The organism is Martinezella rhizogenes (assembly GCF_027460065.1).
Lineage (GTDB): Bacteria > Pseudomonadota > Alphaproteobacteria > Rhizobiales > Rhizobiaceae > Agrobacterium > Agrobacterium rhizogenes_C.
This window is the reverse complement of record NZ_JAPYZZ010000015.1, coordinates 1-24,667: the sequence shown is the minus strand read 5'-3', so window position 1 is coordinate 24,667 and position 24,667 is coordinate 1. Positions and strand designations below refer to the sequence as shown.

General features: G+C 59.6%; 25 protein-coding genes and 1 pseudogene. 12 read left to right on the top strand and 14 right to left on the bottom strand.

Annotation, left to right across the window (positions count from 1 at the left end; all coding sequences use genetic code 11):
- The first annotated feature begins 2 nt into the window (after positions 1–2).
- A complete protein-coding gene (locus O8B93_RS20360) occupies positions 3–230 on the top strand; it encodes a hypothetical protein (RefSeq protein WP_269711706.1) in 228 nt (75 codons plus the stop codon).
- Between the two features lie 313 nt (positions 231–543).
- Here O8B93_RS20360 and O8B93_RS20355 read toward each other — a convergent pair whose 3' ends face one another.
- The 3 genes from O8B93_RS20355 to O8B93_RS20345 form a co-directional block, all read right to left on the bottom strand.
- The gene (locus O8B93_RS20355) at positions 544–735 is read right to left on the bottom strand and encodes a hypothetical protein (RefSeq protein ID WP_063950983.1); all 192 of its coding nucleotides are present in this window, start codon (positions 733–735) and stop codon (positions 544–546) included.
- Positions 736–888: 153 nt separating this feature from the next.
- Complete coding sequence (locus O8B93_RS20350) at positions 889–1,800, bottom strand: uracil-DNA glycosylase (RefSeq protein ID WP_269711705.1); 912 nt, start codon at positions 1,798–1,800, stop codon at positions 889–891.
- 43 nt (positions 1,801–1,843) lie between these two features.
- Positions 1,844–3,142 (bottom strand): Hsp70 family protein, encoded by a 1,299-nt coding sequence (locus O8B93_RS20345; protein WP_269711704.1) that lies wholly within the window; start codon positions 3,140–3,142, stop codon positions 1,844–1,846.
- Positions 3,143–3,560: 418 nt separating this feature from the next.
- On the opposite strand from O8B93_RS20345, the gene O8B93_RS20340 reads away from it, so the two are divergent.
- Entirely contained in the window at positions 3,561–4,538 is a 978-nt protein-coding gene (locus O8B93_RS20340) for a GGDEF domain-containing protein (protein WP_269711703.1), read from the top strand.
- Positions 4,539–4,559: 21 nt separating this feature from the next.
- On the opposite strand, the gene O8B93_RS20335 is transcribed toward O8B93_RS20340, so the two are convergent.
- Positions 4,560–5,348: an SDR family oxidoreductase gene (locus O8B93_RS20335; RefSeq protein WP_269711702.1), complete on the bottom strand. Its 789-nt coding sequence runs from the start codon at positions 5,346–5,348 to the stop codon at positions 4,560–4,562.
- A 180-nt stretch (positions 5,349–5,528) separates the two neighbouring features.
- On the opposite strand from O8B93_RS20335, the pseudogene O8B93_RS20330 reads away from it, so the two are divergent.
- From O8B93_RS20330 to O8B93_RS20315, 4 genes and pseudogenes are all read left to right on the top strand, one after another.
- Positions 5,529–6,449 (top strand): annotated as a pseudogene (locus O8B93_RS20330) (cation diffusion facilitator family transporter).
- Positions 6,450–6,563: 114 nt separating this feature from the next.
- Positions 6,564–7,283: a hypothetical protein gene (locus O8B93_RS20325; protein ID WP_269711701.1), complete on the top strand. Its 720-nt coding sequence runs from the start codon at positions 6,564–6,566 to the stop codon at positions 7,281–7,283.
- A 392-nt stretch (positions 7,284–7,675) separates the two neighbouring features.
- A complete protein-coding gene (locus O8B93_RS20320; RefSeq protein ID WP_269711700.1) occupies positions 7,676–9,340 on the top strand; it encodes an electron transfer flavoprotein-ubiquinone oxidoreductase in 1,665 nt (554 codons plus the stop codon).
- A gap of 448 nt (positions 9,341–9,788) precedes the next feature.
- Positions 9,789–10,532 (top strand): pentapeptide repeat-containing protein, encoded by a 744-nt coding sequence (locus O8B93_RS20315; protein ID WP_269711699.1) that lies wholly within the window; start codon positions 9,789–9,791, stop codon positions 10,530–10,532.
- 85 nt (positions 10,533–10,617) lie between these two features.
- Here O8B93_RS20315 and O8B93_RS20310 read toward each other — a convergent pair whose 3' ends face one another.
- Positions 10,618–11,634 carry a zinc-binding alcohol dehydrogenase family protein gene (locus O8B93_RS20310; RefSeq protein ID WP_269711698.1) on the bottom strand — a complete coding sequence of 339 codons (1,017 nt, stop codon included), beginning with the start codon at positions 11,632–11,634 and terminating at the stop codon, positions 10,618–10,620.
- 103 nt (positions 11,635–11,737) lie between these two features.
- Here O8B93_RS20310 and O8B93_RS20305 point away from each other — a divergent pair, with 103 nt between their 5' ends.
- The gene (locus tag O8B93_RS20305) at positions 11,738–12,127 is read left to right on the top strand and encodes a winged helix-turn-helix transcriptional regulator (RefSeq protein WP_080825483.1); all 390 of its coding nucleotides are present in this window, start codon (positions 11,738–11,740) and stop codon (positions 12,125–12,127) included.
- Between the two features lie 123 nt (positions 12,128–12,250).
- A complete protein-coding gene (locus O8B93_RS20300) occupies positions 12,251–13,087 on the top strand; it encodes an undecaprenyl-diphosphate phosphatase (RefSeq protein ID WP_269711697.1) in 837 nt (278 codons plus the stop codon).
- A 66-nt stretch (positions 13,088–13,153) separates the two neighbouring features.
- Here O8B93_RS20300 and mgtE read toward each other — a convergent pair whose 3' ends face one another.
- Positions 13,154–14,527, bottom strand: a complete 1,374-nt coding sequence (gene mgtE / locus O8B93_RS20295) for a magnesium transporter (protein WP_269711696.1) — start codon at positions 14,525–14,527, stop codon at positions 13,154–13,156.
- Between the two features lie 286 nt (positions 14,528–14,813).
- Positions 14,814–16,058 carry an MFS transporter gene (locus tag O8B93_RS20290; RefSeq protein WP_269711695.1) on the bottom strand — a complete coding sequence of 415 codons (1,245 nt, stop codon included), beginning with the start codon at positions 16,056–16,058 and terminating at the stop codon, positions 14,814–14,816.
- Positions 16,059–16,293: 235 nt separating this feature from the next.
- Here O8B93_RS20290 and O8B93_RS20285 point away from each other — a divergent pair, with 235 nt between their 5' ends.
- From O8B93_RS20285 to O8B93_RS20275, 3 genes are all read left to right on the top strand, one after another.
- Positions 16,294–17,202, top strand: a complete 909-nt coding sequence (locus O8B93_RS20285) for a diacylglycerol/lipid kinase family protein (RefSeq protein WP_269711694.1) — start codon at positions 16,294–16,296, stop codon at positions 17,200–17,202.
- Between the two features lie 293 nt (positions 17,203–17,495).
- On the top strand, positions 17,496–18,869 hold the full coding sequence (locus O8B93_RS20280; protein WP_269711693.1) for an aspartate aminotransferase family protein: 1,374 nt from the start codon (positions 17,496–17,498) through the stop codon (positions 18,867–18,869).
- 65 nt (positions 18,870–18,934) lie between these two features.
- Positions 18,935–19,405: an OsmC family protein gene (locus tag O8B93_RS20275; RefSeq protein WP_269711692.1), complete on the top strand. Its 471-nt coding sequence runs from the start codon at positions 18,935–18,937 to the stop codon at positions 19,403–19,405.
- 3 nt (positions 19,406–19,408) lie between these two features.
- Here the strand turns inward: O8B93_RS20275 and vapC are convergent, their stop codons facing one another.
- The 7 genes from vapC to O8B93_RS20240 all read right to left on the bottom strand — a co-directional run bounded on the left by vapC (position 19,409) and on the right by O8B93_RS20240 (position 23,293).
- Entirely contained in the window at positions 19,409–19,798 is a 390-nt protein-coding gene (gene vapC / locus O8B93_RS20270) for a type II toxin-antitoxin system VapC family toxin (RefSeq protein WP_269711805.1), read from the bottom strand.
- Positions 19,795–20,025: a type II toxin-antitoxin system VapB family antitoxin gene (locus tag O8B93_RS20265; protein WP_035214819.1), complete on the bottom strand. Its 231-nt coding sequence runs from the start codon at positions 20,023–20,025 to the stop codon at positions 19,795–19,797. Before O8B93_RS20265 ends, vapC begins: the two co-directional genes overlap by 4 nt.
- 65 nt (positions 20,026–20,090) lie before the next feature.
- Positions 20,091–21,596 carry an AMP nucleosidase gene (amn, locus tag O8B93_RS20260; protein WP_269711691.1) on the bottom strand — a complete coding sequence of 502 codons (1,506 nt, stop codon included), beginning with the start codon at positions 21,594–21,596 and terminating at the stop codon, positions 20,091–20,093.
- A gap of 104 nt (positions 21,597–21,700) precedes the next feature.
- Positions 21,701–21,874, bottom strand: a complete 174-nt coding sequence (locus O8B93_RS20255; RefSeq protein WP_003509979.1) for a hypothetical protein — start codon at positions 21,872–21,874, stop codon at positions 21,701–21,703.
- 10 nt (positions 21,875–21,884) lie between these two features.
- The gene (locus O8B93_RS20250) at positions 21,885–22,067 is read right to left on the bottom strand and encodes a hypothetical protein (protein WP_006311503.1); all 183 of its coding nucleotides are present in this window, start codon (positions 22,065–22,067) and stop codon (positions 21,885–21,887) included.
- Positions 22,068–22,226: 159 nt separating this feature from the next.
- Positions 22,227–22,823, bottom strand: coding sequence for a hypothetical protein (locus O8B93_RS20245; protein ID WP_269711690.1), 597 nt, complete (start codon positions 22,821–22,823; stop codon positions 22,227–22,229).
- 131 nt (positions 22,824–22,954) lie between these two features.
- Positions 22,955–23,293 carry a DUF2147 domain-containing protein gene (locus O8B93_RS20240; RefSeq protein WP_006311505.1) on the bottom strand — a complete coding sequence of 113 codons (339 nt, stop codon included), beginning with the start codon at positions 23,291–23,293 and terminating at the stop codon, positions 22,955–22,957.
- Positions 23,294–23,893: 600 nt separating this feature from the next.
- Between O8B93_RS20240 and O8B93_RS20235 the strand changes: the two genes are divergently transcribed.
- Entirely contained in the window at positions 23,894–24,157 is a 264-nt protein-coding gene (locus O8B93_RS20235) for an SEL1-like repeat protein (RefSeq protein ID WP_080825472.1), read from the top strand.
- Positions 24,158–24,667: the final 510 nt, after the last annotated feature.

The window sequence follows — 24,667 nt, the reverse complement described above, 5'->3', positions numbered from 1 at the left end:
CCTTGGATATACCAGCACTGGCCGAATTGTCTTTCCGTCATTCCGGCCTTGAGCCGGAATCCAGCCGACGCGCGTCTGCGCGGCGAGAAGAGTCTTTTCAGCCCAAGGACTTGGGCTGGCTGGATGCCGGGTCCACTGCTGTCCGGTTTAACTTTCTGGACAAGGTTTTGTTTTTAGCTGTTTTTCCGCGATTTGGACATGAATTGGGAATGGCGTCGTCAGGTGAATAGCGAGGGACGCCAAACACTCTGACGTCATCCTCGGGCTTGTCCCGAGGATCTGCAACCAATTGATTTTATTCAGCGTGATTAGATCCTCGGCACAGGGCCGAGGATGACGTCGAGGGGATGCGCATCCTTCGCAACCGGCTTCAGGGGCATTGCCGTCGGTATGAAAATTTAAACCGGACAGTAGTGGGTCGGGTCCGGCATGACGAAAGCAAACGAGAGCAAAACCCACAAAAGGCAAAAGGCGCCTTCCCGAAGAAAGACGCCAGCGCGCAATCATATCTATGGACCAGCGTTACACTGGCCTGAGTGCTTCTCAGCGCTCGCGGAAATCCGCGAAAACTGCCGAAGGACGCGTCACGCGGACCTGCTGCATGGCAGCGCGTGCGGTCATCTGTTCGTTTGCGGCAGCGCCGAAACGATGGTAACCCTGACTGGAGCGGGCACCGAGGCCTGCCAGGCGGAGCGTTTCAAAGCCGGAATGGACCGGACGGAAGCGAGTGGTCATTGCCTTGGTTCCTTAAACCGAAATTCCTCCCAAGACATGATCGCTATATCGCAGCGCAGCATGGATTCGGCAAGCCGGCCAAATGCGCCGCTGTTATGCGTAATGCGCATGGCTTTTTTCATAATTCATTTACATTGGTCAGGAATGAGGCAATCAGCCTTGTGTGATCTTTGCCTGAAAAGCCAATAAGTCCTGCCATGCCAAGGACTTGCTGGCTGGCGCGTTCAACAGTTCCTGCGGATGCAGGCTTGCGAGCGCCGGCAGAATCAGGTGTCCGGCTGCGACATCACGCCACTGTCCGCGCAGCGTATGGATGGTGCCGCTGCCGCCAAAGAAGAAACGTGCGGTGAAGTTGCCGAGAAGCAACAGGTGTTTCGGCTCCGCCAGCGCAATCTGGCGTTCGATGAACGGCCGGCAGATATCCATTTCAGCCTGAGTCGGCGGGCGGTTGCCCGGCGGCCGCCACGGCACGACATTGCCGAGCATGATGGCGCTGCGCTGAAGGCCGATGGCTGCCAGCATGCGTTCGAGCAGCAGGCCGGTCTTGCCGGCAAAAGGCAGGCCCTCGCGGTCATCATCAGCGTCAGGCATGGGGCCGACCACCATGATGGCGGAGGCGGGGTCGCCCTCGCTGAAAATCGTATTGCGCGCGCTGTTCTTGAGGTTGCAGCCGCTGAAACTCTCAAGCGCGGTTTTCAGCTCGGCAAGCGAGCGCGCGCTTTCCGCCGCAAAACGCGCGGCCGCCACGGCCTGCTCGTCCGGCATGGCGACATTCTGCTGGATGGCGGGGGCTACCGCTGCACCGCGCGCAGGCGCGCTCCGGCCCGGCGCCTGCCGTTGCGGCGCATCAGTACGGCGATCGGCCGGGCTCTCCGCCTGCCTAGCCGGTGCGGCTGCGTCCTGGCCCGGCTCCCGTCCCGGCATCGGGCGGGAAGGGCGGGCGGCGGCAAATTCGGCGAAACGGTCGATCGGGTTCTCTTCCAGCATCCAGTCCACGCCCGCATCCGCATGGAAATGCAAGAGGGCGGCGAGTTCGGCCGGGGAAAGGTCGTGGGCGGCGATCATGGATGGAAATTACCTCATGTTCCCCGCCCGGGAAACCCGTAAATCATGCTGTCCAGCGCTGAATATCGCCGCTTTCGCCGATCATGGCGAGACCATGGGCGATCGAGAGCAGCTCGCCGCCGCTTTCGATCTTGTCCGCGTCGAAACGGCGGGTGAAAAGCTCCCGCACGGCCGGCACGAAGGAAGTGCCGCCGGTAAGAAACACCTTGTCGATCGCTTCTGGTGCAACTTTCGTCTTCTCCAGAACCTCGTCCAGCGCACCCTCGATCTTGGCCAGATCTTCGGCGATCCACGCGTTGAAATCGCTTCGCTTCACCATCTTGCGCCCGGCCTTGCCGAGCGGCGCGAAGTTGAATTCCGCCTCCGCGGCCGAAGACAGCGCCATCTTGGTGGCGGAGATCGACTGATAGAGCGGATAACCCTCGTCATGCTCCACCAGATCGATGAAGAGTTCCAGCTTTTCCGGTTCCAGCGCCGAGCGCACCAGCGATTTGAGGTCGGTGAATTCCTTCGTGGTCTTGAAGATCGACAGCTGGTTCCAGCGGCCGAAATTCACGTAATAACCCGAAGGCACGTCCAGCACCTTGTCGAAGCTCTTGAATTTGCTGCCCTTGCCGATTTCCGGCGAGACCAGATTGTCGATCATGCGGAAGTCGAAATGGTCGCCCGCCACGCCGACGCCGGAATGGCCGATGGGGGTGGCGGAAAGCTTGCCGGCATGAGTTTCGAAACGGATCAGCGAATAGTCCGTCGTGCCGCCGCCGAAATCCGCCACCAGTACATTGGCGTCCTTCTTCAGGCTCTGGGCGAAATAATAGGCGGCCGCCACAGGCTCGTAGACATAGTGGATTTCCGGGAAGCCGGCCCGGCTCAGCGCGTCGTTGTAGCGGGCAAGCGCGAGCGTTTCGTTCGGATTGCTGCCGGCGAAGCGCACCGGCCGGCCGGCGATGACGGTCGAGACATTTTCCGGCCACTCGGCCCCCGCATAGGTCTTTAGCTTGCGCAGGAATACCTCCATCAGGTCCTCGAAGCTCTGGCGTTTGGCGAAGATCAGTGTGCCCTGAAACAGCGGCGAGGCCGCAAATGTCTTGATCGATTGCAGAAAGCGACAGTCGCCGGCATTGTCGATGAATTGCCGGATTGCGGCATGGCCCGCTTCCACATGCAGGGCGGCGGCACCAAGGCCGGCATCCTTCATGAAGGAAAGCGCCGTGCGCATGCTGTCATCCGTGCCCGCGCTGCTGGTAAAGCGCATGGAATGGCTTGCGCCGCCCGTGTCGGAAAGAGCCATGACCGTATTGGTCGTGCCGAAATCGAGGCCGAGAGCCCGCTTTTGCGTCATCGCCATATCCTTGTGCCGATAGAAGACCCGCCCGGCCCTTGGGCGGCCCGGCGTGAAGATAAGGGATGCCCTTGGCACCCCGATGTCAGAGGAGGGCGGTTGATTGCATAAGGCAGACGGAATGGCAAGCGCTGCCCATTGTTTTTAAGCCGCATGCCGCGCCCGTTTGTCTTGGCGGGGTTCAGAGTAATCGCCGCAGGGTTGGTCATGGCAAACGGCCCGACGATGCGGCCACGAAAGAGCGCGGCCGTTTTCCGTAATATTCTTAGGGGTTTGCTGCGATGGTGATAGGCATATGAAGTAGTGACGATCGAAATCATTGCCGAGATCGATCGCTTTAAATATTTTTGTAATCATAGAGTGTATTTCTAGGCGAACTATATTGTTTGCCTGTCGTTTTTGTAGCCTGGAAAATTCGATGCCCCGCAAGCCGGCCCGTCCCACCCTTGAAGAAGTGCCGCTGGACCATTCCGGCCTCGTTCGGGGCGATGTGGGCTTGTTCAACCGCCAGCTCATGCACCTCCTGGAGGCCTCGCAGCAGGGTTATGCCCTGTTTGATGGCGAAGATAGACTGCGCTTTGCGAATGCCGCTTTCCGCACGGCGCTGGATGTGCCTGATGACGGGTTTCCGAGCTGGCTGGAGCTGATGCGCAACGGCTATCGCGCCTCCACCGGCACTGCCATTGAAACCACCGATTTCGAATTGTGGCTGCGCTCCGCTAAAACCAGGCGCGGCAAGCTGCCCTTCCGCACCATCGAGACCAGCTTGAATGACGGGCGCTGGATATTGACGACCGAAACGACATTGCCGGGCGGCTGGATGTTGTGCGTCGTTACCGACGTGTCCGAGCTCGGCGTCGAATTGCGCGATCTCCGGCAGGAGCGGGACAGGGCGCTGAAATCGGCCCTGAGTGACGAGCTGACCGGTCTCGGCAACCGCCGCTACGTGATGGACAGTCTCAACCAGATGCTCGGCCCCAACAAGGCCCAGGCGCTGGCCATCACCATCATCGACATAGACCACTTCAAGGCGGTGAATGACCGTTTCGGGCACGCCTGCGGCGATATGGTCCTCAAGGATTTTGCCGCCCGGCTTTCCGCCACGGCATCTCGGGACGACCTTGTGGGCCGGATCGGTGGAGAAGAATTTCTGCTGGTGCTCGGCGGCTCGCGAATGCTGGGCGTCGAGGCCGTCATGCAGGGATTGCTGTCGTCGCTGACATGGGCGTCACCGCTCGGGGATATGCCGGATTTCCGCTACAGCTGTTCGGCTGGCATTGCCTTTGCAAATCCCGGGGAGAGCGCCAGCGACGTTCTGCGCCGTGCCGATACGGCGCTTTATGAAGCCAAGAACACCGGGAGAAACCGCTTCGTGATCTACGAAGCGGCCTCCTGAAGAGCCTGTCTCTGTCCGGCGTCAGTTCGACTTCGCCGCGCCGCCATCCACCCGCAGCATCGTGCCGGTAATATAGCTCGCCGGTACCGAGCAGAGGAAAGCGCCGGCGGCGGCGAATTCCTCCACCCTACCGAGACGGCCAGCCGGAATGCCCTTGACGGAGGTCTCGCGGATTTCCTCGATGCTCTTGCCGAGACGCTTGGCATTGGCGCCATCCAGCTCGTCGATGCGGTCGGTGTGGATGCGACCAGGCAGCAGCAGGTTGGAGGTGATGCCGAAGGGGGCCACTTCGGAGGACAGCGTCTTGCTCCAGCCGACAAGCGCGCCGCGCAACGTGTTGGAAAGGGCGAGATTGGGGATGGGTTCGAACACGCCTGACGAGGCAACGGTGAGGATGCGGCCGAAACCCTGTTCCTTCATCTGCGGCAGTAGCGCGTTGGTCAGCGTGATGACCCGCAGCACCATGGACTGGAAGAAGGTGTCGAGCTTGTCGACCGTCATGTCCTGCGCAAGGCCGGGCGTCGGGCCGCCGGTATTGTTGACGAGAATATCGATGCCGCCGAGCTTGTCCTTGACGGCCTGAACCAGGGCTTCGACGAAATTGTCGTCGGCAAGATCGCCCCACACCCAGTCGGCCTTGCCCTTGCCGAGCGCATTGATCGTCTTGCAATTTTCGGCCAGCTTTTCACCGCTCCGGCCAACCAGAAGGACGTTTGCGCCCTCTTTCGCCAGAGCGGTGGCAATGCCCAGCCCAAGGCCGCGAGAGGAGGCGAGAACGAGGGCGCGTTTGCCGGAAATGCCGAGATCCATGGGTTTTGTCCTGTCTTGTGAGTGCCGTATCTGGTGTTTATAGAGCATTTCCAGGAAAAGTGGACCCGGTTTTCCGCCCGGAAATGCGACAAAACAAAGAGTTAGAGATTTTTCGCAATTCGCAGAAAAGCGAAAAACCTCTATAAGGCGGCGTCCGCTTTTGAAGGTAAAATACACGTCATGACAGAACAATCCCTGCTGAAATTCTCCATTGCCGTCACGGTTCTGCTGGCACTGTTCGGCATTGGCGCGGGTCTGTTTTCCGGCTCCTTCGCGGTAGTTTTCGACGGCGTTTATGCGCTCACCGATGCTTTCATGACCGTGCTGGCACTGCTTGTCGCGCGGCTGATCGCGGCTTCCGCAGCACCCAGACCCGGCGGCCGCCTGGTGGAACGCTTCACGATGGGCTTCTGGCATCTGGAGCCGATGGTGCTTGGCCTTAACGGCACGCTGTTGATGGGGGCGGCGATCTATGCGCTCATCAATGCCATCGACAGCCTCATGGATGGCGGCCGCTCGATCGAGTTCGATTACGCCATCATCGTCACTTTCGTCAGCTTCGCCCTCTCGCTCGCCATGGCATGGTTCGTCAGAGGGCAGAACCGCAGGCTGAAATCCGCCTTCGTGGCGCTGGACGCCAAGAGCTGGCTGATGAGCGCGCTTCTGAGCATGGCGCTGTTCGTTGCCTTCGCCATCGGTTAAGGCCTGACGGGCACGGCGCAGGCCTGGCTCGCGCCCTATATCGACCCGGCCGTGCTGGCACTGGTCTGCCTCGTCATCATCCCCATGCCGCTCGGCAATGTGAAGCAGGCGCTTGCCGACATTCTTTTGGTGACGCCGCTGGAGTTCAAGCAGCATGTGGACGGGGTGGCAGGCGGGATCGTGACGAAATTCGGCTTTTCCTCACATTATTCCTACGTCGCCCGTGTCGGCCGCGGCCGGCAGATCGAACTCTTCTTCATCGTCCCAAAAAACTGGCCGCCCCGGCGTCTGGAGGAATGGGACGCGATCCGTGACGAGATCGGCAATGCTCTCGGCGGCGAGGGGAGTGATCGCTGGCTGACGATCGTGTTCACGACGGATGAGGAATGGGCGGTTTGAGTCTTGGCTAAGTCGGTTTGTGGCCCGAGGCGGATACCGGAGTGCCGTACCATGCGCGTCCACTGGACGCCAAGAACAGACCGAGTTAAAGCGGTTTATCTTTGAGGGGGTAATATGCGGCGATCAGTGTTATTTTCGATAATCTTTCTAGCAGGTGTCACCGTTGCTGGGTTTTGGTCATCTTCCGGCAAAGCTGCCGATCTAACGACACCGGAAAAGGCGATTTCTGCCTACATCGATGCCGTTGCCCATCAAGATTTCAAAGCCATCATCGCTGCCACCGCTACGGACAAGATGAGTGCGCAATTCGATTTCGTTGCTTTTGCGAGCCGACTTCAGATGCTTAGCGCTTCGTCTGCCATGCCTCCCACCGATCCTCTTTTCATTGAAATCAACAGAGCCAAATTTACCAGTCAGATTTCTCAACAGGTTCAGCTGCTGATCTACGGACTGATGACGAAAGATGATTTCGTCAATAACAACACCATGCGAATTGATGCAGCCGGGGCGGGTGATTTCGCCAGCATGGTTCGTGCTGATCGGCTGAAAGGTCTTTCGCTTGTGAAAGTCGGCATTCCGAACCCTGAAATGATGAACAACAAAATACATCAGGCCAATATGGCTTTGATTGCCGGTAACAATGGTGCCGATGAAATGACTGAACGCGTTGCCTTGCTTTCGTTCGAGGAAAACCAGTATGCGATTGGCTTCACTCTTCTTCGATATGGTGAAGACTGGGCCGTACTGTCTCAAACGTCACGTGCAGCCGCCACCAACGGCTTAGGGGCTCCGGGGCGCATGTCCCCTGCAGGGTTCGAGCAAATGCTCCGGTAACTGTAAACGTAGCGATCGCAATTGGCGAAAAACGGAAGCGTCGCCATTGATGAAGCTAGCCGAATGGGCGTTTCAGTTGTGGCGGTAAGCGCAAGCGCGGCGCCAAATGCCGGCTACTCTTGACGACTGTACTCCCAGCTCTTATTCTTTATCTTACGTGAACGTAAAAGTAAAAGTAATAACGCAATCATCAGGTTGTCTGACAATCGACTGGCGTGCGACATGTTTTGCCGCTATAGAAGCTCGACAAAGGCGTCCTGCTTTGCGAAGACAGGCGATGGTGAATGTGGTGTCGCGGATGGCTTTTTGTCCGGCGCAGGCGATGCGCCGGGAATGCCCGGAAGCGGATATATAACAACAGCCGGATGGGACCGGCGATCTGAGAGGATGAGATGACGGAAGCGATGGAACTGCCCGAACGCGAAGCGATGGAATTCGACGTTGTTATCGTCGGCGCGGGTCCTGCGGGTCTCAGCGCGGCCATCCGGCTGAAGCAGGTGGAGCCTGATCTTTCGGTCGTCGTTCTGGAAAAGGGCGCGGAAGTCGGCGCGCATATCCTCTCGGGCGCCGTAGTCGATCCCATCGGCATCGACCGGTTGCTGCCCGGCTGGCGGGAAGAGGAGGGGCATCCCTTCAAGACCGAAGTCAAGGACGACCAGTTCATGTTCTTGGGACCCGCCGGCTCCATTCGCCTGCCGAATTTCATGATGCCGCCTTTGATGAACAATCACGGCAATTACATCGTCTCGCTTGGCCTCGTCTGTCGCTGGCTGGCGGAAAAGGCGGAAGCACTCGGCGTCGAGATCTATCCGGGCTTTGCCGCAACCGAAGTGCTTTATAACGACGAAGGCGCCGTCATCGGCGTCGCCACCGGCGATATGGGCATCGAGAAGAATGGCGAGCCGGGTCCGAACTTCACCCGCGGCATGGAGCTGCACGGCAAATATGTGCTTGTTGGCGAAGGCGTGCGCGGTTCGCTTGCCAAGCAGCTGATTTCCAAATTCGATCTGTCCAGGGATCGCGAACCGCAGAAATTCGGCATCGGCATCAAGGAACTCTGGCAGGTCAAGCCGGAACACCACAGACAGGGCCTCGTGCAGCACTCTTTCGGCTGGCCGCTCGGCTTCAAGACCGGCGGCGGCTCGTTCCTCTATCATCTGGAGGATAACCTCGTCGCCGTCGGCTTCGTGGTGCACCTCAACTACAAGAACCCTTATCTTTATCCCTTCGAGGAATTCCAGCGCTTCAAGACGCATCCCGCGATCCGCGACACCTTCGAGGGCGGCAAGCGCATCTCCTATGGCGCGCGCGCGATTACCGAAGGCGGTTACCAGTCGGTGCCGAAGCTCACCTTCCCCGGCGGCGCGCTGATCGGCTGTTCCGCCGGTTTCGTCAACGTGCCGCGCATCAAGGGCAGCCATAATGCGGTGCTTTCGGGCATGCTGGCGGCGGAAAAGATCGCCGCGGCCCTCTCAGCCGGCCGCGCCCATGACGAGGTGGTCGAGATCGAAGCCGAATGGCGTGACGGCGATATCGGCAAGGACCTGAAGCGGGTCAGGAACGTCAAGCCGCTCTGGTCGAAATTCGGCACGCTGGTCGGCGTTGGCCTCGGCGGTTTGGACATGTGGACCAACCAGCTGTTCGGTTTCTCCTTCTTCGGCACGCTGAAGCATGGCAAGACGGATGCGCAGAGCCTCGAGCCGGCCCCGAAACACAAGCCGATCGCCTATCCGAAACCGGATGGCGTGCTCACCTTCGACCGCCTGTCCTCGGTGTTCCTGTCTTCCACCAACCATGAAGAGGACCAGCCGGTCCATCTTCAGGTGAAGGACATGGAACTGCAGAAGCGCTCCGAACACGACATCTATGCCGGTCCCTCGACGCGGTATTGTCCGGCCGGCGTCTATGAGTGGGTGGAGAAGGATGGCAGGCAAGTCTACGTCATCAACGCGCAGAACTGCGTGCATTGCAAGACCTGCGACATCAAAGACCCCAACCAGAACATCAACTGGGTGCCGCCGCAGGGCGGCGAGGGGCCGGTCTACGCCAATATGTGATGGGGTGCAGGGTAACCCTCTTCGTCATGCTCGGGCTTGTCCCGAGCATCTGCAACGGATGATTTTACGAGACGTGGATGGATCCTCGGGACAGGCCCGAGGATGACGTCGAGTTTGTTCGGACCGCGCGCGTGACCGAAAATGACGGCCTCTGCGGAGCGCGCCGTTTCCGCCTGCGAAAACTCATTCCTTCAACACAGGCACACCAATCCCCGGCCGCCGCATCGCGTCCGCCCTGAGGCAAGAGCAGCGTCCACCGCCTCTTTTCCCTCAGTATTTGTGGATTGCTCTTCGATTTCTTACATATAGGATGTTGGGGTGTTGTAGCGTCATCCGGCCCGTGGATCGCGGGGCGATAATGCGGTAACGCCTTGAATGTGCATATGGTCCCGGTTCGGCCCAAGAGCTGTTGCGTTTGCGCCGTCGCCCGGCGACAGGGAGTGAAAGAATGTCCGGCTTTCAAAGGCTGAATATCGTAGGAAAAACGCGGTTTGGCGCTGCTGTGGCGGCAGGGGTGGTGGTTGCGGTCGTTTCGCTGAGCGGCGGGCCTCTCGGCGCTGCCAGTTGCCGTACCGATGCCATGGCCGGCATCGACTGGCGCGAATGCAACAAGCGCTTGCTGATGCTGGGCAGCAGCAATCTCGATTCGGCGATGCTTTACGGCACGGATTTCACCTATACCGACCTGCGTGGCTCTTCGCTGAAGGGCGCCAATCTCGAAAAGGCCAAGCTCATCCGCACGGCGCTGGGCGAGGCGAACCTGCAGGGCGCCAATCTGACCAAGGTGGAAGCCTATCGCAGCGATTTTTCCGCTGCCGATGCCACCAATGCCAAATTCATCAATGCCGAAATGCAGCGAACCAAATTCGAGAAGACCAAGCTGGACGGTACGGATTTCACCAAGGCCGAACTCGGGCGTGCGGATTTCGAGGGCGCGTCGCTGAACGGCTCGAAATTTTCGCTGACCAACCTGTCACGCGCCCGCTTCGGCGGTGCAACGCTTGGCGGTCCGGTGGATTTCACCAGCGCCTTCCTGCTGCTGACCCGTATTGAAGGTGTCGATCTCTCGACGGCCACCGGCCTGGACCAGAAACAGATCGACATTGCCTGCGGTGACGCCAAGACCAAATTGCCGAATGGCCTCACCGCGCCGGCTTCCTGGCCGTGCGCGGAAGATCCTGATGACGATTGATGGAATGGCCGCGCGGTTTTCGCGCGCGGCACGGATATTCCCATCAGGGGCAGAGGCGTCCGCGATGCGGGCGCCTCGCCGTTGATCAGAAGCCCGAAAGCACGATCTTGCCCTTGGCCGTGTTGCTCTCGATCAGCGCATGCGCCTTGATGAGATTTGCGGCATTGATGGTGCCGAAAACCTCGCTCAGCGTCGTCCTGATCTTGCCGGTATCCACCAGTTGCGCGACATGGTTCAGCAGCCTGTGCTGCTCGATTATGTCAGGTGTCTCGAAAACGGCGCGGGCGAACATCATTTCCCAATGGATCGACACGCATTTGCGCTTGAAGGCCATGACATCGAAGCCGCCGGCCGGATCGTCGATCAGCGCAAAACGGCCCTGCGGCGCAATGGTCGCCACGCTGTCGGCAGCGTGGATATCGCTATGGGTGGTCGAGAATACGAAGCCCGGCGCGCCGAGACCAAGCGCTTCCACCTGCGGTGCGATCGGCTTGCCGTGATCCACGACATGATGCGCGCCGAGTTCCTTCACCCACTCCATGGTTTCCGGCCGCGATGCCGTGGCGATGACGGTGAGATCCGTCAGGGCACGCAGAAGCTGGATGGCAATCGAACCGACGCCACCGGCACCGCCGATGACAAGAACAGCATTGGCAGCGCCCGGAACCGGCTCCTTCACCCGCAGCCGGTCGAACAGCGTCTCGTAAGCGGTGATCGCTGTCAGCGGCAGGGCGGCGGCTTCTTCGAAATTCAGTGATTTCGGCTTTGCGCCGACGATGCGCTCATCGACCAGATGGAATTCGCTGTTGGAGCCCGGACGGTTGATGACACCGGCGTAAAATACCTCGTCTCCCGGCTTGAACAGCGAGACTTTTTCGCCGACGGCCTTCACCACACCTGAAGCGTCGAAGCCCAGCACGCGGGTGGCGCCATTTTCCGGCGACTGGTTGCGACGCACCTTGGTATCCACAGGGTTCACCGAAACCGCCTTCACCTCCACCAGAATATCGTGTCCCTTCGCCTCCGGCTGGGGCAGGTCGATATCGATGAGGGCATCCGCCGCGGTGATGGGCTGGCTCACTTTGTAACCGATGGCGCGCATGAACAGTCTCCTTTGTTGTTTGCGTGCCTCTTACTTGATACATATGAACATCGATCGCAAGAATGCACATTTTTTGACGATACATACAAAAAGGATACTGTAGATGTCGCGACCGCGCGCCAAGCTCACCGGCAACTTCCCCGGCTGTCCGGTGGAATCGGCCTTGAGTTTTCTCGATGGCAAATGGAAGGGCGTGATCCTTTATCACCTCATCAATGAGGGCACGCTGCGCTTTAACGAACTGCGCCGCCATATTCCAAGCGTCACCCAGCGCATGTTGACCAAGCAGCTGCGGGAACTGGAAGAGGCCGGCCTGATTTCCCGCACCGTCTTCCCGGTGGTGCCGCCGCGGGTGGATTACGCGCTGACGCCGCTTGGCGAGACGATGCGGCCGGTGATTTCGGCGCTGAAAAGCTGGGGCGACGCCCATGTCGTGTGCAAGAACGGCGCGAAATATACCCAGCTTCCGGCAGCTCCGGAAAAGGCGGCCTGAGAGAAATCACGGGTAAAAGCAGGGTCCCGTGCCGGCCATTTTCATGGTGCAATGCAACACGGATTTGCCCCGATTGATGCATAATGCTTCGAAACTCGATTCGCAGCAGGGACATCAAAGCACATGAGCATGGGTTGGATGGAGGCCGGATTTCTCGGTCTATTGCAAGGACTTACGGAATTTCTTCCGGTTTCTTCAAGCGCACATCTCAGGATTGCCGGGGAGTTCCTGCCGTCAGGCGCAGATCCCGGGGCCGCCTTCACCGCCATTACCCAGATCGGCACGGAAATGGCGGTGCTGGTCTATTTCTGGTCCGATATCATGCGGATTGCGGCCGCTTGGCTGCGGCAGAACCTGCGCCTTGGCCCCTATGACAAGGCCGATGCACGGCTAGGCTGGCTGATCATCGTCGGTTCGGTGCCGATCGTGTTTCTGGGACTGTTCTTCAAGGATGCGATCGAACATTCGTTGCGCAACCTCTATATCACCGCCGTGATGCTGATCGTCTTCGGCATCGTTCTTGGCCTTGCCGACAGGATCGGTGAAAAGCGTTACAAGCTGAACCAGCTGATCTGGCGCGATGGCATCCTCTTCGGTTTCGCTCAGGCGATGGCGCTCATCCCGGGCGTCTCGCGTTCGGGCGGCACCATCAGCGCCGGCCTGCTTCTGGGTTATACCCGCGAGGCGGCGGCCCGTTATTCCTTCCTGCTCGCCGTTCCCGCCGTCTTTGGCTCCGGCTTCTACCAGCTGTTCAAGAGCATCGGCGAGGACAATCCGGTCGGCTGGGGCCAGACCGGGCTTGCCACTCTGATCGCCTTTATCGTCGGTTATGCCGTGATCGTCGTGTTCCTGAAGCTGGTCTCGACCAAGAGCTACATGCCCTTCGTCTGGTACCGCGTGGTCATCGGCTTCATCCTGCTTGCCCTTCTCGGAACGGGCGTCATCAGCGCCGGCGGCTGAGGGAAGGCCTCGTGCTTTTTCGGCCGCAAATGAAAAGGCCCGCTCTTTCGAGCGGGCCTTTTGTCTTTAGAGCAATGTGCCGCTGAGGATCACCAGCGCCACCGAGAAGTAGATGACGAGGCCACTGACATCCACCAGCGTGGCCACGAAGGGGGCAGAGGCGCTGGCGGGGTCGAGCCGCAGGCGCTGCAGGATGAAGGGCAGCATGGAACCGGCGAGCGAACCGAAGGTCACGATGCCGACCAGTGCCGCAAAAACGGTGGTACCGACCAGCAGCCAGTGTTCGCCGTAATCGTAGAAACCTGCCTGCTGCCAGATCGTCAGACGCAGGAAACCGATGGCGCCGAGGATGCAGCCGAGCGTCAGGCCCGTCGGGATTTCACGCAGCAGCACCCGCCACCAGTCGGAAAGCTTCAGCTCACCAAGCGCCAGCGCCCGGATGATGAGCGAGGTGGCCTGCGAACCGGAGTTACCGCCCGAAGACATGATGAGCGGAATGAACAGCGTCAGCACGACGGCCTTTTCCAGCTCGCCCTCGAAATGCTGCATGGCGCTCGCCGTCAGCATTTCACCGAGGAACAGGGCTGCGAGCCAGCCGGCGCGCTTGCGGATCATGTCCGGGAAGCCGATCGTCATATAGGGCTTGCCGAGCGCTTCCATACCACCGAACTTGTGGGCGTCTTCCGTGGTGTCAGCGATCATGGTGTCGATCACGTCGTCAACGGTGACGATGCCGAGAATATGCGAGTGGTCATCGACGACGGGCAGCGCCAGAAGATCGTGCTTGCGGATCAGCCGGGCCACATCCTCCTGCGACATCAGCGGGCTTGCATAGGCAATGCCTTCCTTCGATGCGACGGAAAGGATGGAAGCGCTAGGCTCCCCGGTCAGCAGGCGACGCAATGTCACGACGGTGGAAAGCGTTCCGTCCTCAGCCAGCACATAGATGGCATAGACCGTTTCACGCGACCGCTCGACAACGCGGATGTGCGAAAGGGTCTGTTCCACCGTCCAGCTGTCGGGCACGCTGACGAATTCCGTGGTCATGATGGAGCCGGCCGTGCGTGGCGGGTAGCCCATCAGGTGCTGGATGGAGAGCGCGGTCGTGCGGTCCAGCCGGGCAAACAGCTTGGCGCGGGGCTCGTCTTCCATGTCGGCCATAACGTCGGCGACGCGGTCGTCGGACATCAGGTTGACGAAACGGGCGGCCTGTTCGAGCGGGATGCCGGCAACGATGGCGGCTGCATCATGCAGCTCTGGCCGGTCGAGAATGGCCACGGCCTTTGCCTGCGGCATGGCAAGCAGGGCGGCGACGGCTGCGTCGGTATCAAGCGTGTTGATGTGCTCGACACGTTCTGCAATGGTGGTGGAACCGGCATTTCCGCTGCGGAGAAGACGTGCGGCCTTGCTGGCTCTCTGGGAGAGAGTGTGGAAGTTCATGATTGCTCACCTTTCCGTCGATTCGCCGATTACGGCGAACGCGGTGGTGAGCCGACAGGTGTCGGATCAGTTCCCGTTCGCCGCTTTCGGCAAAGGCAATCGACTACTACTGTCGCTAGACATCTAATGATGCTCCGTTGAAATCCGCACGGTTCCGGGTCACGGCCCGTGCGTAACGCCGTGTTGCGCCTGAAAAGAAAAAGAGTCAAGCGGGCCGATTGTGAAATTTCCGTAAGGTTCCGGGCGGCCGTTGGAAAAGGCGTTTTGACCGCTGAAGAACCGGCTTTCAGCCGGCTTTTGCGCGCCGTTCGACGGTGACGGAAACAAGGAAAACGCCAAGCCCGAGAAGGGACAGAACGGCACCGACATAACCCGTTGAGGCGTAACCAAAACCCATGGCGATGACGAGGCCGCCAAGCCAGGCGCCGAGTGCATTGGCAATGTTGAAGGCGGAATGGTTGGAGGCAGCGGCAAGCGTCTGCGCATCCTGCGCCACATCCATCAGCCGGGTCTGCACGGCCGGGCAGGCGGCGAAACCGCAGCCGATCAGGAACACGCAGAGGCACAGCATGAATGGGTTGTCCGCCGTCATCCCGAACACCGCCATGACCAGCACGTTGAAGGCCAGCATACCGCCAATCGTGCCATTGAGCGAGATATCGGCGAGCCGCGATCCGACCACATTGCCGACATTCATGCCGATGCCGAACAGCGCCAGCACCATGGAAACGGTGGAAACCGGCATCATCGCCACGTCAGTGGTGGTCTTGGCGATATAGCTGAAGACCGAGAACATGCCGCCGAAACCGACGGCGGCGATGGCGAGCGTCAGCCAAACCTGCACGCGCCTGAATGCGCCGAGTTCACGCCAGACGCTTGCGCCTTCCTCCACCTTGTCACGCGGCTGGAACAGCCACAGAAGGGCGACTGTCAGGAGCCCGATGCCGCCGACCAGCATGAAGGCGGCGCGCCAGGACATGAGCTGGCCGAAGAAGGTGGCAAGCGGCGTGCCGAGCAGCGTAGCGATGGTGAGACCAAGCATGACGCGGCCAACGGCACGGGCACGCTTGTGGATTGGCGCCATGGAGGCCGCCACCAATGCCGCCACGCCGAAATAGGCGCCATGTGGCAGGCCGGTGATGAATCGAAGCACGGTGAAGCTCAGAAAATCCGGGGCTAGGGCGCTCAGGATGTTGCCGGCTGCAAAAAGTCCCATCAGGCCAAGAAGCAGGGTGCGGCGCGTTATGCGCGCGGCAAGAACCGCGATGATCGGCGCGCCGATGACGACGCCCAGCGCATAGGCCGTGATGACATAACCCGCCTGCGGAACGGTGACCCCATAGGTGGTGGCGACATCAGGAAGCAGGCCCATGATGGCGAATTCGCCGGTGCCGATGCCGAAACCGCCGGCAGCCAGCGCCAGTTCGATCAGCGCGATGGCAAGGGGTGAAAGGGCGACGGCTGGTGCTGCCGCGTAAACGGTTTCACTCTCCGCGCCAGGGCGGGCTTCGGAAATATTCGACTGGCTCATTGTGACCTGAAAAGCGGGGAGGGCCCACAGAAAAAAGGGCAAGACCGTATGGGAGCGGTCTGCCCTGACTGGAGATGCGCGGTCATGAAAATGACCTTAAGTGATCCCTAACATGAAATGACGCGTTGCGGTAGAGCGATTCTCGGCAAAAGAACATCTTCACGCGATGGTGTTCGGAACTCTATTGGAAGCTAGGCATTTACGCGCGGCTGCGTTGCGGAATCGGGTTGGAAACATGAAGCTCATTGCAATTTTCAATCGCGACGGCGGCACATTTCGCACCACGGACATGGACGCCTATTGCGACCACGCCCGCACGGTCTTCTCCCGTGCCGGCCACGAAATCGACTGCCGTCTGGTTTCCGGCAAGGACATCGTCAAGGAGATGGAACGCGCCGCCGAGGAGCCGGGCATTGAAGGCATTATCGCCGGCGGCGGTGACGGCACGATTTCCGCTGCGGCGGCCATCGCCTGGAAGCACGGCATCGCGCTTGGCATCGTTCCGGCCGGTACCATGAACCTCTTCGCCCGCTCGCTGAAGCTGCCGCTCGACATTCGCCAGGCGCTGGAGACGCTGGCCAATGGCGAGATCGCCAGCGTCGATATCGCCAGCGTGAATGGCCGCCTTTTCGTTCACCAGTTTTCCGCCGGCTTGCATTCGCGCATGGTGCGCTATCGCAACAATCTCGCCTTCGCTTCCCGTCTGGGCAAGATCAAGGCAAGCATCCGCGCTGCCATCAGTGTCATTCTCAATCCGCCGGTCTTCGAGGTGCAATATACCGTCAATGGCACGACGCAGCACCGCAAGGTCTCGGCCATCTCCGTCTCCAACAACGAGTTCGGCCAGAGTTCATTGCTGGTGGCGGACAATGTCTCGGGCGGCCATCTCGGTTTTTACCTCACCGATCCGCTGCGCCCCTCGGGCGTTGCAAAACTCGCCTTCGACATTCTACGCGGCAAGCTCAAGGAAAATGCCGCCGTGACGGCCATGACCGTGACGGATGTGGAGCTGCATTTCCCTAGGAAACGCCACGACCTGCGCTGCGTTATCGATGGTGAACTGCTGCCGATGGAGCGCGACGTGGCGCTCAAGGTTCATGCGGGCGAGTTGAAGGTACTGGTGGGGCCGGCATTCTTCGCATGACACGCGGCTGAAAAGCGCTGATGGACTGGGCGGCCACCGCTTGTTTCTTCTCCCCGCCGGGGAGAAGGTCGCGGCAGCGGGATGAGGGGGCCAGCTCTCCGCATATCTCTGCCGTTGCCCCCTCATCCGACCCTTCGGGCCACCTTCTCCTCGGCGGGGAGAAGAAAAAGGCGCCGCCCGTTCGACCAATGTCCCCCTAAAAACCACCAGCCTTGCCAAATCGAAGCTGCCCGGCCATGTTCGGCGGGCGCGGTGGCGTGAGCGCCGTTGCCATTATGGGAGTGCGATCTGTCATGAATGAAGTCTCCAAGCCGATGTCCAATCTCGCGGCCATCGATGCCGCCCATCACCTCCACCCCTTTTCCGACATGGGCAAGCTGAATGCCGCCGGCACCCGCATCATCGAACGGGCCGAAGGGGTCTTCATCTACGACAGTACCGGCAAGAAATACCTCGATGCCTTTGCCGGCCTCTGGTGCGTGAATATCGGTTACGGGCGCCGCGAAATCGCCGATGTCGTGCAGCGCCAGATGAATGAACTGCCCTATTACAACGCGTTTTTCGGCACCACCACGCCGCCCGCGACACTTCTGGCGCAGAAGATCGCCTCTCGCGCCGGGCCGAAAATGAACCATGTGTTCTTCACCAATTCCGGTTCGGAAGCCACCGACACCTGGTTCCGCATGGCGCGGGTCTACTGGAAAGCGCTTGGCCATTCCACGAAGACGAAGGTGATCGCAAGGCGCAACGGCTATCATGGCTCGACCGTGGCAGGTGCGTCGCTCGGCGGCATGAAATGGATGCACGAGCAAGGTAATCTGCCGATCGAAGGCATCGCCCATATCGGTCAGCCCTATTGGTATGCCGAGGGTGGCGATCTCTCACCGGCCGAATTCGGCCTGAAGGTGGCGCGTGAACTGGACGCGAAGATCGATGAACTCGGTGAGGAAAATGTCGCCGCTTTCGTGGCCGAACCCATTCAGGGCGCAGGTGGCGTTATCGTGCCGCCGGAGACCTACTGGCCGGAAATCGCCCGCATCTGCAAGGCGCGCAACATTCTGCTGGTGTCCGATGAGGTGATCTGCGGTTTCGGCCGTCTCGGTTCCTGGTTCGGTTACCAGCATTTTGGCGTGGAGCCGGATCTCGCGCCCGTCGCCAAGGGGCTATCATCGGGTTATCTGCCGATCGGCGCTGTCATCGTCTCCGACCGGGTGGCGGAGGTGATGCTTTCCGAGGTCGGTGATTTCAACCACGGCTTCACCTATTCCGGCCATCCCGTCTGCGCTGCCGCGGCACTGGAAAACCTCCGCATAATCGAGGATGAGGGGCTGGTGGAGCGGGTGCGGGACGATATCGGTCCTTATTTCACGGAGGGCTGGAAAAGCCTCGAGGACCACGAACTGGTGGGCGAAGCCGTGAATGTCGGCCTGATGGGCGGCCTGCAATTGACGGCCGACAAGACGACGCGCAAGCGTTTCGCCAAACCCGACGACATTGGAACCGCCGTGCGCAACCATTGCCTGGCAAACGGCCTCGTCATGCGCGCCACCGGCGATCGCATGCTGGCCTCGCCGGCGCTGACCATCAGCCGTTCTGAAGTCGACCAGATCATGGAGACGCTGCGCAAGGGGCTCGACCACCTGCGCGATACGCGAGAGCATTTCTAGGAAAAGTGGACACCGGTTTTCCGTCAGGAAATGCGGAAAAAAGATTCCGAGGGAGGAATAATCACATGGCAGGACAGGAACATCATTACGCCGTGCAGGTGAAGTGGACCGGCAATCGCGGCAAGGGCACGTCGGGTTACCGCGATTATGAGCGCGACTACACGATTTCCACGGCGGGCAAAGCGGATATTGCCGGCTCCTCCGACCCGGCCTTCCGCGGTGATCCCTCCCGCTGGAACCCGGAAGACCTGCTCGTCGCCTCGCTCTCGGCTTGCCACAAGCTCTGGTATCTGCATTTCTGCTCGGTCAACGGCATCATCGTTGAGGATTATGTCGACAATGCCGAAGGCACGCTTGTCATGGAAAAGGATGGTGCCGGGCAGTTCAGCGAAGTGGTGCTGAAACCGGTCATCACCATTTCCAAGGGTGATCCCACCCGGGCGGATGAGCTGCACCATGACGCGCACGACAAATGCTTCATCGCACGGTCTGTGAATTTCCCCATCCGCGTGGAGGGGACGGTGAGGGTGGTTTGAGGTTCAGACAAATTGCAGACCGAGATGATCGGCCATCGGCTGAAAGTCCCGGTCGTTTTGCAGGAGCTTGTGCCCGTGCTCGATACAGTAGGTGCCGATGATAAGGTCGTTGCTTTTCCGGATCGTATAGCCGCGACCGCGCAGAAAGCGGTAATTTGCGGCAGCCTTGATCGCGAGTTGGGGAGACATCATCGCAACGCAGGGAAATTCGCTCAGCATCCGTTCAAGGTGGCGCGCATGATGACCATCGCGCGCACCTCTCAGCACCTCCAGGAGAATGATGTCGCCGATCAGAACTTCGCCCTGTGCCATAAGGGTGCGGAATTTGGCGGAAAGGGCAGGGGTGTCTTTTCGAATGAACGAAATCCAGGCAGAAGTATCTGCGACGATCATTTGGCGTTCTTCACGTCCCAATCCGTATCGGCATCCCAATCCGTCCGCATTTCATCCAGATTGCCTTCCCAGCCCATGCCTTCCAATGCATCGAGGGCGCGCATCTGGCGATGAATACGCACGAGATCGCGCAACGCCTTTTCCACGGTCGCCTTCTTGGTAGAGAGACCAGTGATTTCCATCGCCTCGGCGATCAAGGCGTCATCAAGTTCAATGTTCGTACGCATGTAGAAACCCTTGGTGTATCGATTTTTGAAACAATACACCAAGGGCGCTTCGTACGATACAGATTTTACTGGAACGCCGTCTCGTAAAAGCTTCTGAGCTTGCGCGAATGCAGCGTCTCCGTCGGCATTGCGGCGAGTTTCTGCACGGCGCGGATGCCGATCTGCAGATGCTGGGCGACCTGGGTGCGGTAGAATTCCGTCGCCATGCCCGGCAGCTTCAATTCGCCATGCAGCGGCTTGTCGGAGACGCAGAGCAGGGTGCCGTAGGGCACGCGGAAGCGGAAGCCGTTGGCGGCGATGGTGGCCGATTCCATGTCGAGCGCGATGGCGCGCGATTGCGACAGGCGCTTGACCGGACCGGCCTGATCACGAAGTTCCCAGTTGCGGTTGTCGATGGTGGCGACCGTGCCGGTGCGCATGATGCGCTTCAGCTCGAAGCCCTCGTAACCCGTGACTTCGGCAACAGCACCTTCCAGCGCCAACTGCACTTCGGCAAGCGCCGGGATCGGCACCCAGACCGGCAGGTCGTCATCGAGAACGTGATCCTCGCGCACATAGGCGTGGGCGAGAACATAGTCGCCCAGCCGCTGGCTGTTGCGCAGGCCGGCGCAGTGGCCGACCATCAGCCAGGCGTGCGGGCGCAGCACGGCGATGTGGTCGGTGATCGTCTTGGCATTGGAAGGGCCGACGCCGATATTGACGAGCGTAATGCCGGCATGGCCCTTTTTCTTCAGGTGATAGGCCGGCATCTGCGGTAGGCGAGCGAGCACGGCGTCCGTTTCCGGCTTGTCGGAGCCGGCGGGGGTGATGATGTTGCCCGGCTCCACGAAGGCCGTATAGCCCTCACCACCATTCTTCATCAGCTGCCGCGCCCAGGTGGCGAATTCGTCGATGTAGAACTGGTAGTTGGTGAACAGCACGAAATTCTGGAAATGGCTGGCGCTGGTCGCCGTATAGTGGCTGAGGCGGGCAAGCGAATAATCGATGCGCTGCGCGGTAAAGGGCGCAAGCGGTGCAGGTTCGCCCGGCACCTGATCATATTCGCCATTGGCGATGAGGTCATCGGTATTGTTGAGATCGGGCGTATCGAAAAGATCGCGCAGCGGCACGTCGGAGAGCGACGATGCGGCCGCCGCCTCGACATAGGCGCCTTCGCCAAAAGCGAAATGCAGCGGAATGGGCGTGGCCGATTCCGACACAGTCACCGGAACGCCGTGGTTCTTCATCAGAAGCCCTAGCTGCTCTTTCAGGTAGTGACGGAACAGCTCCGGCCGGGTGATCGTCGTCGTATAGACGCCGGGCGCGGTGACATGGCCATAGGAGAGGCGCGAATCGACATGGCCGAAGGTTGCGGTCTCGAGGCTCACCTGCGGATAGCAGGCTCGGTAACGGCCGGCAATCGGCGCGCCCTTGGCAAGGTCGGTGAAGGAATTGATCAGGAACGCCGTATTGCGTTCATAAAGCGCGGTCAAAGCCGCCACAGCTTCTTTCGGGTCCGTGAATGTCTGCGGCGCGAAAGGCTCGGGGCTGATAAAGGTGAAGGGCGGAATCGTTGGTTTTGCTATTGTCATGGCCCATTATAAGAGGGCAATTCCGACAGGCAAGCGACAGAAATACGAAGAAACTGAAAAGAAACGGAAAATGCGGCTGTAACAGTAAGCGGGACGGGAAAACCTCAGCCGAGCGCGCCGCGCTGCAGGCTCATCAGAAGCACGAAACCGGCGCCCTTGGATGCCGGGCGGGGATCGGCCTTGTAAACCGCCAGTCCGGCCACCGGGCCGAGAAAGATCGAGGCCATCAGCACCAGCCGCAGGGCGGAGAACAGGCCGTTGGAAAAGCTTGTCGTCATTGGTCTGTCCTCAGAGTACAACGGGGCAATTGGCGGCGGGCGCCGGGCTGTGCTGGCAGGCAATTGCCGCACCGGCATTCACCCGCTGAAAACTGCGGTTGGGATTAACGACGAGCGAGGCGAAGGACATGGCGAAGATCGCCATGAGAAACGCAAAGATTGCCAGTCGGCTGATCAGCTTTGTCATGTCCATTCCCCTTTATTGGAGTTGATGGACAGAGTTTTGCCATAGTCGGACTGAACGGACCCTGAGGCCCCGGTTCATATGGTGTTCAGGGATGTTAACAGGTGGTGATATGGCGGATTGATGCCGCAATGGCGCAGCGCGCATCACAAATCCCGGGATTTTTCTTCAGGCAGGAGCAGCCGTTGCCCGCGCCACGAGATCGGCCGCAAGGGTTTGTAGTGTTTCGGGGCTGGTCACATCGACAATCGGCAGGTTGTGTTCCCGCGCCGATGCTAGCATTTCGGTATTTTCCCGCAGCGAACGCTCGATGAAGGCGTCCATGATGTGCCGCTGGCCGACCGTTGCATCCTCATATCTGGCGTGGGAGCGCATTCTTTCGAGAAGGAAATCATTCCCGGCATGAAGCAGGAGGCCGGCAACTGTGCTGCTGAGCAGGGGCGATATGAATTCCGGCCGCAGGGCTGCACCCTCGAAGATTGCGGGATTGCCGGTACGGGAACTGTTGTCGATCATCGGGCGGATCAGCGGCCAGATGTTCTGGTGATGCACCTTCAGAAACCAGTGGATCGTTTCGGCCGAGAGCGCCGTATAATATTCCTCCACGGGTGCCGGAATGCCCGGCCAGGGCCTGCCGGGATGGCGGGCGAGGCTGTCGGTGGATATCGCCTGCCAGCCGAGCCTGGTGCTCAGCAGGCCGGCAAGGGTGCTTTTGCCCACATGTGAGGTGCCGGCAACCAGGATCGTCGAAAGGCTAGGGGGCATCGTCGCTCTCATTGATGTTCGGCCAAACGATACATCAACGGACATATGTGTTCCACGCGCGATGTCTGTGTAGATGGCATGACGTCGCGCCATGCTGGCGGGCGGCCCTAGGTCCACCCGCCGCCTTTTTATTACAGCCGTGTCCAGGTCTGCGATTTGCACAGAATCTTCAGCACGCAGCCTTTCATGCTCAAGGAATTGCCGGAAACGGTGCCGGAGCCGCTATAGGTCTTGTCGTTGGCGGGGTCGGTGATTTCGCCCGAATAGCTGTTTCCCTTGCCGGAAAGCTTGCCGATCTGTTTTCCGGCATGTTTGCCGGTCTTCAGCGTCACGCAGAAGGCGCCGCCGCAGGGGCCGATCACGGCGGTTTCGCCGCTGGCCGTCTTCCAGTTGCCCTCGATTGCCTCGCCGGCAAAGGCAAGGTTGCCGCTCATCATAAGGGCGGCGGCAATCGTCATTATACGCTTCATAAAATTCCTCCCGAAATTCGCGCAGGCTTTCCTGAACCGGATTGGCCCAAAGATCCGGCTGCGCAGATCAAACCCTCTAGCGTGCGATGCGCCGTCTCTGGCCCAAAGCCGCCCTGCGGTGCAACGATTGCTCCTCCCACCGCGCTATCCCGTGCCCGTTTCATCCTCATGACAGGCAGGCGGATAGTATTTGACGTTCACGTAAAAGGAAACAGAAATTTGCGGCTCCAGCACGGCATTCGCATCGTCGGGAAGAGAGAAGGAGGCCAATTTCGGAAATTGCTGTTTTGATCGTGGTGAAGGAAGGGTTTAAATCCAATTGTAAAGTTTTCGTAAAATTCGCCGCAAAGTCCTTAATTTCCGCGGCCCGTGATATTTAACAAAAACCCAATTTTACCAATCGTTTGCAGTTTGTTTGCGCCGCATTAATCATGCCTTTTAAGCGAGCGTTGAAAGCCCGGTGGCATAGTGAAGTCATCAAAAGCGCAGGGAAAACCTGCCGGACGGAAGGACAAAAAAGCCGCAAAAGACGGCGGGTCCGGACGATAGCCTCGACAAGAAGGCAATGATGAAACAGGCAGAAAGACAGGGATAAAAACGATGGCACGCTTTGAAATCCGCGATATCGAAATGGCTGCCGGTGGCGAAACCCGCGCCGACACTCTTTGCAATCTCGGCCTGGTCTATGCGACCGGCCGGGGCTGCAAGGTGGACCTGATCGCGGCCCATAAATGGCTCAACATCGCCGCGATCCGCGGATCGGAAAGAGCCGCTTCACTGCGCGCCGATCTCGCCCGCAACATGACGAAGGCGGAACTGGCCGAAGCGCTGCGCGCCGCCCGCGACTGGATGACGATGCACTGATTTACCCTTGATATCATTTAAGATTTCCGGTCCGGTTCCCTCCAGTCCCGCTGACCGGTGCAAAGGAAAGTAAACCCGAAGGGGAACGCGGCGAGGGCTTTGAAAACAAGCTTTTGCGCTGACACATCAAACCGCGACCGGCAGAAACAAGGCCGGCGCGGTTTTCTTATGTGTGGGAAGTCCCGTTGCCGGAAAATGATTCGCGGACAGGAGCTTGCGGGAGGGTGTTGAATCGATGTGTGCGATGTGCGGCACTCTCCAACCCTTGTAACTTGATTTCGTCGCACTGTGATATTGTCGCTCGTGCGGTTGTGGATGGAAGACCGATCCCCCCTGGGGACATTGATCCCGTGAATGAGCCAGGGTCTCCATCCGCCTTTTCATCGAACCCGAACAGTCGCCGGGGCCGCTTGCGTGTGCGAAGCCCGATTAGGCAAGGATGGGATAAGATGGATAATATTGTTGGCATCGATGTTTCCAAGGACCGTCTGGATGTGGCGTTGGCAGTAT

Coding starts and splice junctions, on each gene's coding strand:
- O8B93_RS20235 (WP_080825472.1), top strand. CDS start 23,894: ATGGCACGCTTTGAAATCCGCGATATCGAAATGGCTGCCGGTGGCGAA.
- O8B93_RS20280 (WP_269711693.1), top strand. CDS start 17,496: ATGAATGAAGTCTCCAAGCCGATGTCCAATCTCGCGGCCATCGATGCC.
- mgtE (WP_269711696.1), bottom strand. CDS start 14,527: ATGAACTTCCACACTCTCTCCCAGAGAGCCAGCAAGGCCGCACGTCTT.
- O8B93_RS20310 (WP_269711698.1), bottom strand. CDS start 11,634: ATGCGCGCCATCGGTTACAAAGTGAGCCAGCCCATCACCGCGGCGGAT.
- vapC (WP_269711805.1), bottom strand. CDS start 19,798: ATGATCGTCGCAGATACTTCTGCCTGGATTTCGTTCATTCGAAAAGAC.
- O8B93_RS20265 (WP_035214819.1), bottom strand. CDS start 20,025: ATGCGTACGAACATTGAACTTGATGACGCCTTGATCGCCGAGGCGATG.
- O8B93_RS20305 (WP_080825483.1), top strand. CDS start 11,738: ATGTCGCGACCGCGCGCCAAGCTCACCGGCAACTTCCCCGGCTGTCCG.
- O8B93_RS20245 (WP_269711690.1), bottom strand. CDS start 22,823: ATGCCCCCTAGCCTTTCGACGATCCTGGTTGCCGGCACCTCACATGTG.
- amn (WP_269711691.1), bottom strand. CDS start 21,596: ATGACAATAGCAAAACCAACGATTCCGCCCTTCACCTTTATCAGCCCC.
- O8B93_RS20290 (WP_269711695.1), bottom strand. CDS start 16,058: ATGAGCCAGTCGAATATTTCCGAAGCCCGCCCTGGCGCGGAGAGTGAA.
- O8B93_RS20285 (WP_269711694.1), top strand. CDS start 16,294: ATGAAGCTCATTGCAATTTTCAATCGCGACGGCGGCACATTTCGCACC.
- O8B93_RS20350 (WP_269711705.1), bottom strand. CDS start 1,800: ATGATCGCCGCCCACGACCTTTCCCCGGCCGAACTCGCCGCCCTCTTG.
- O8B93_RS20325 (WP_269711701.1), top strand. CDS start 6,564: ATGCGGCGATCAGTGTTATTTTCGATAATCTTTCTAGCAGGTGTCACC.
- O8B93_RS20255 (WP_003509979.1), bottom strand. CDS start 21,874: ATGACGACAAGCTTTTCCAACGGCCTGTTCTCCGCCCTGCGGCTGGTG.
- O8B93_RS20345 (WP_269711704.1), bottom strand. CDS start 3,142: ATGACGCAAAAGCGGGCTCTCGGCCTCGATTTCGGCACGACCAATACG.
- O8B93_RS20315 (WP_269711699.1), top strand. CDS start 9,789: ATGTCCGGCTTTCAAAGGCTGAATATCGTAGGAAAAACGCGGTTTGGC.
- O8B93_RS20275 (WP_269711692.1), top strand. CDS start 18,935: ATGGCAGGACAGGAACATCATTACGCCGTGCAGGTGAAGTGGACCGGC.
- O8B93_RS20250 (WP_006311503.1), bottom strand. CDS start 22,067: ATGGACATGACAAAGCTGATCAGCCGACTGGCAATCTTTGCGTTTCTC.
- O8B93_RS20335 (WP_269711702.1), bottom strand. CDS start 5,348: ATGGATCTCGGCATTTCCGGCAAACGCGCCCTCGTTCTCGCCTCCTCT.
- O8B93_RS20240 (WP_006311505.1), bottom strand. CDS start 23,293: ATGAAGCGTATAATGACGATTGCCGCCGCCCTTATGATGAGCGGCAAC.
- O8B93_RS20300 (WP_269711697.1), top strand. CDS start 12,251: ATGAGCATGGGTTGGATGGAGGCCGGATTTCTCGGTCTATTGCAAGGA.
- O8B93_RS20320 (WP_269711700.1), top strand. CDS start 7,676: ATGACGGAAGCGATGGAACTGCCCGAACGCGAAGCGATGGAATTCGAC.
- O8B93_RS20340 (WP_269711703.1), top strand. CDS start 3,561: ATGCCCCGCAAGCCGGCCCGTCCCACCCTTGAAGAAGTGCCGCTGGAC.
- O8B93_RS20355 (WP_063950983.1), bottom strand. CDS start 735: ATGACCACTCGCTTCCGTCCGGTCCATTCCGGCTTTGAAACGCTCCGC.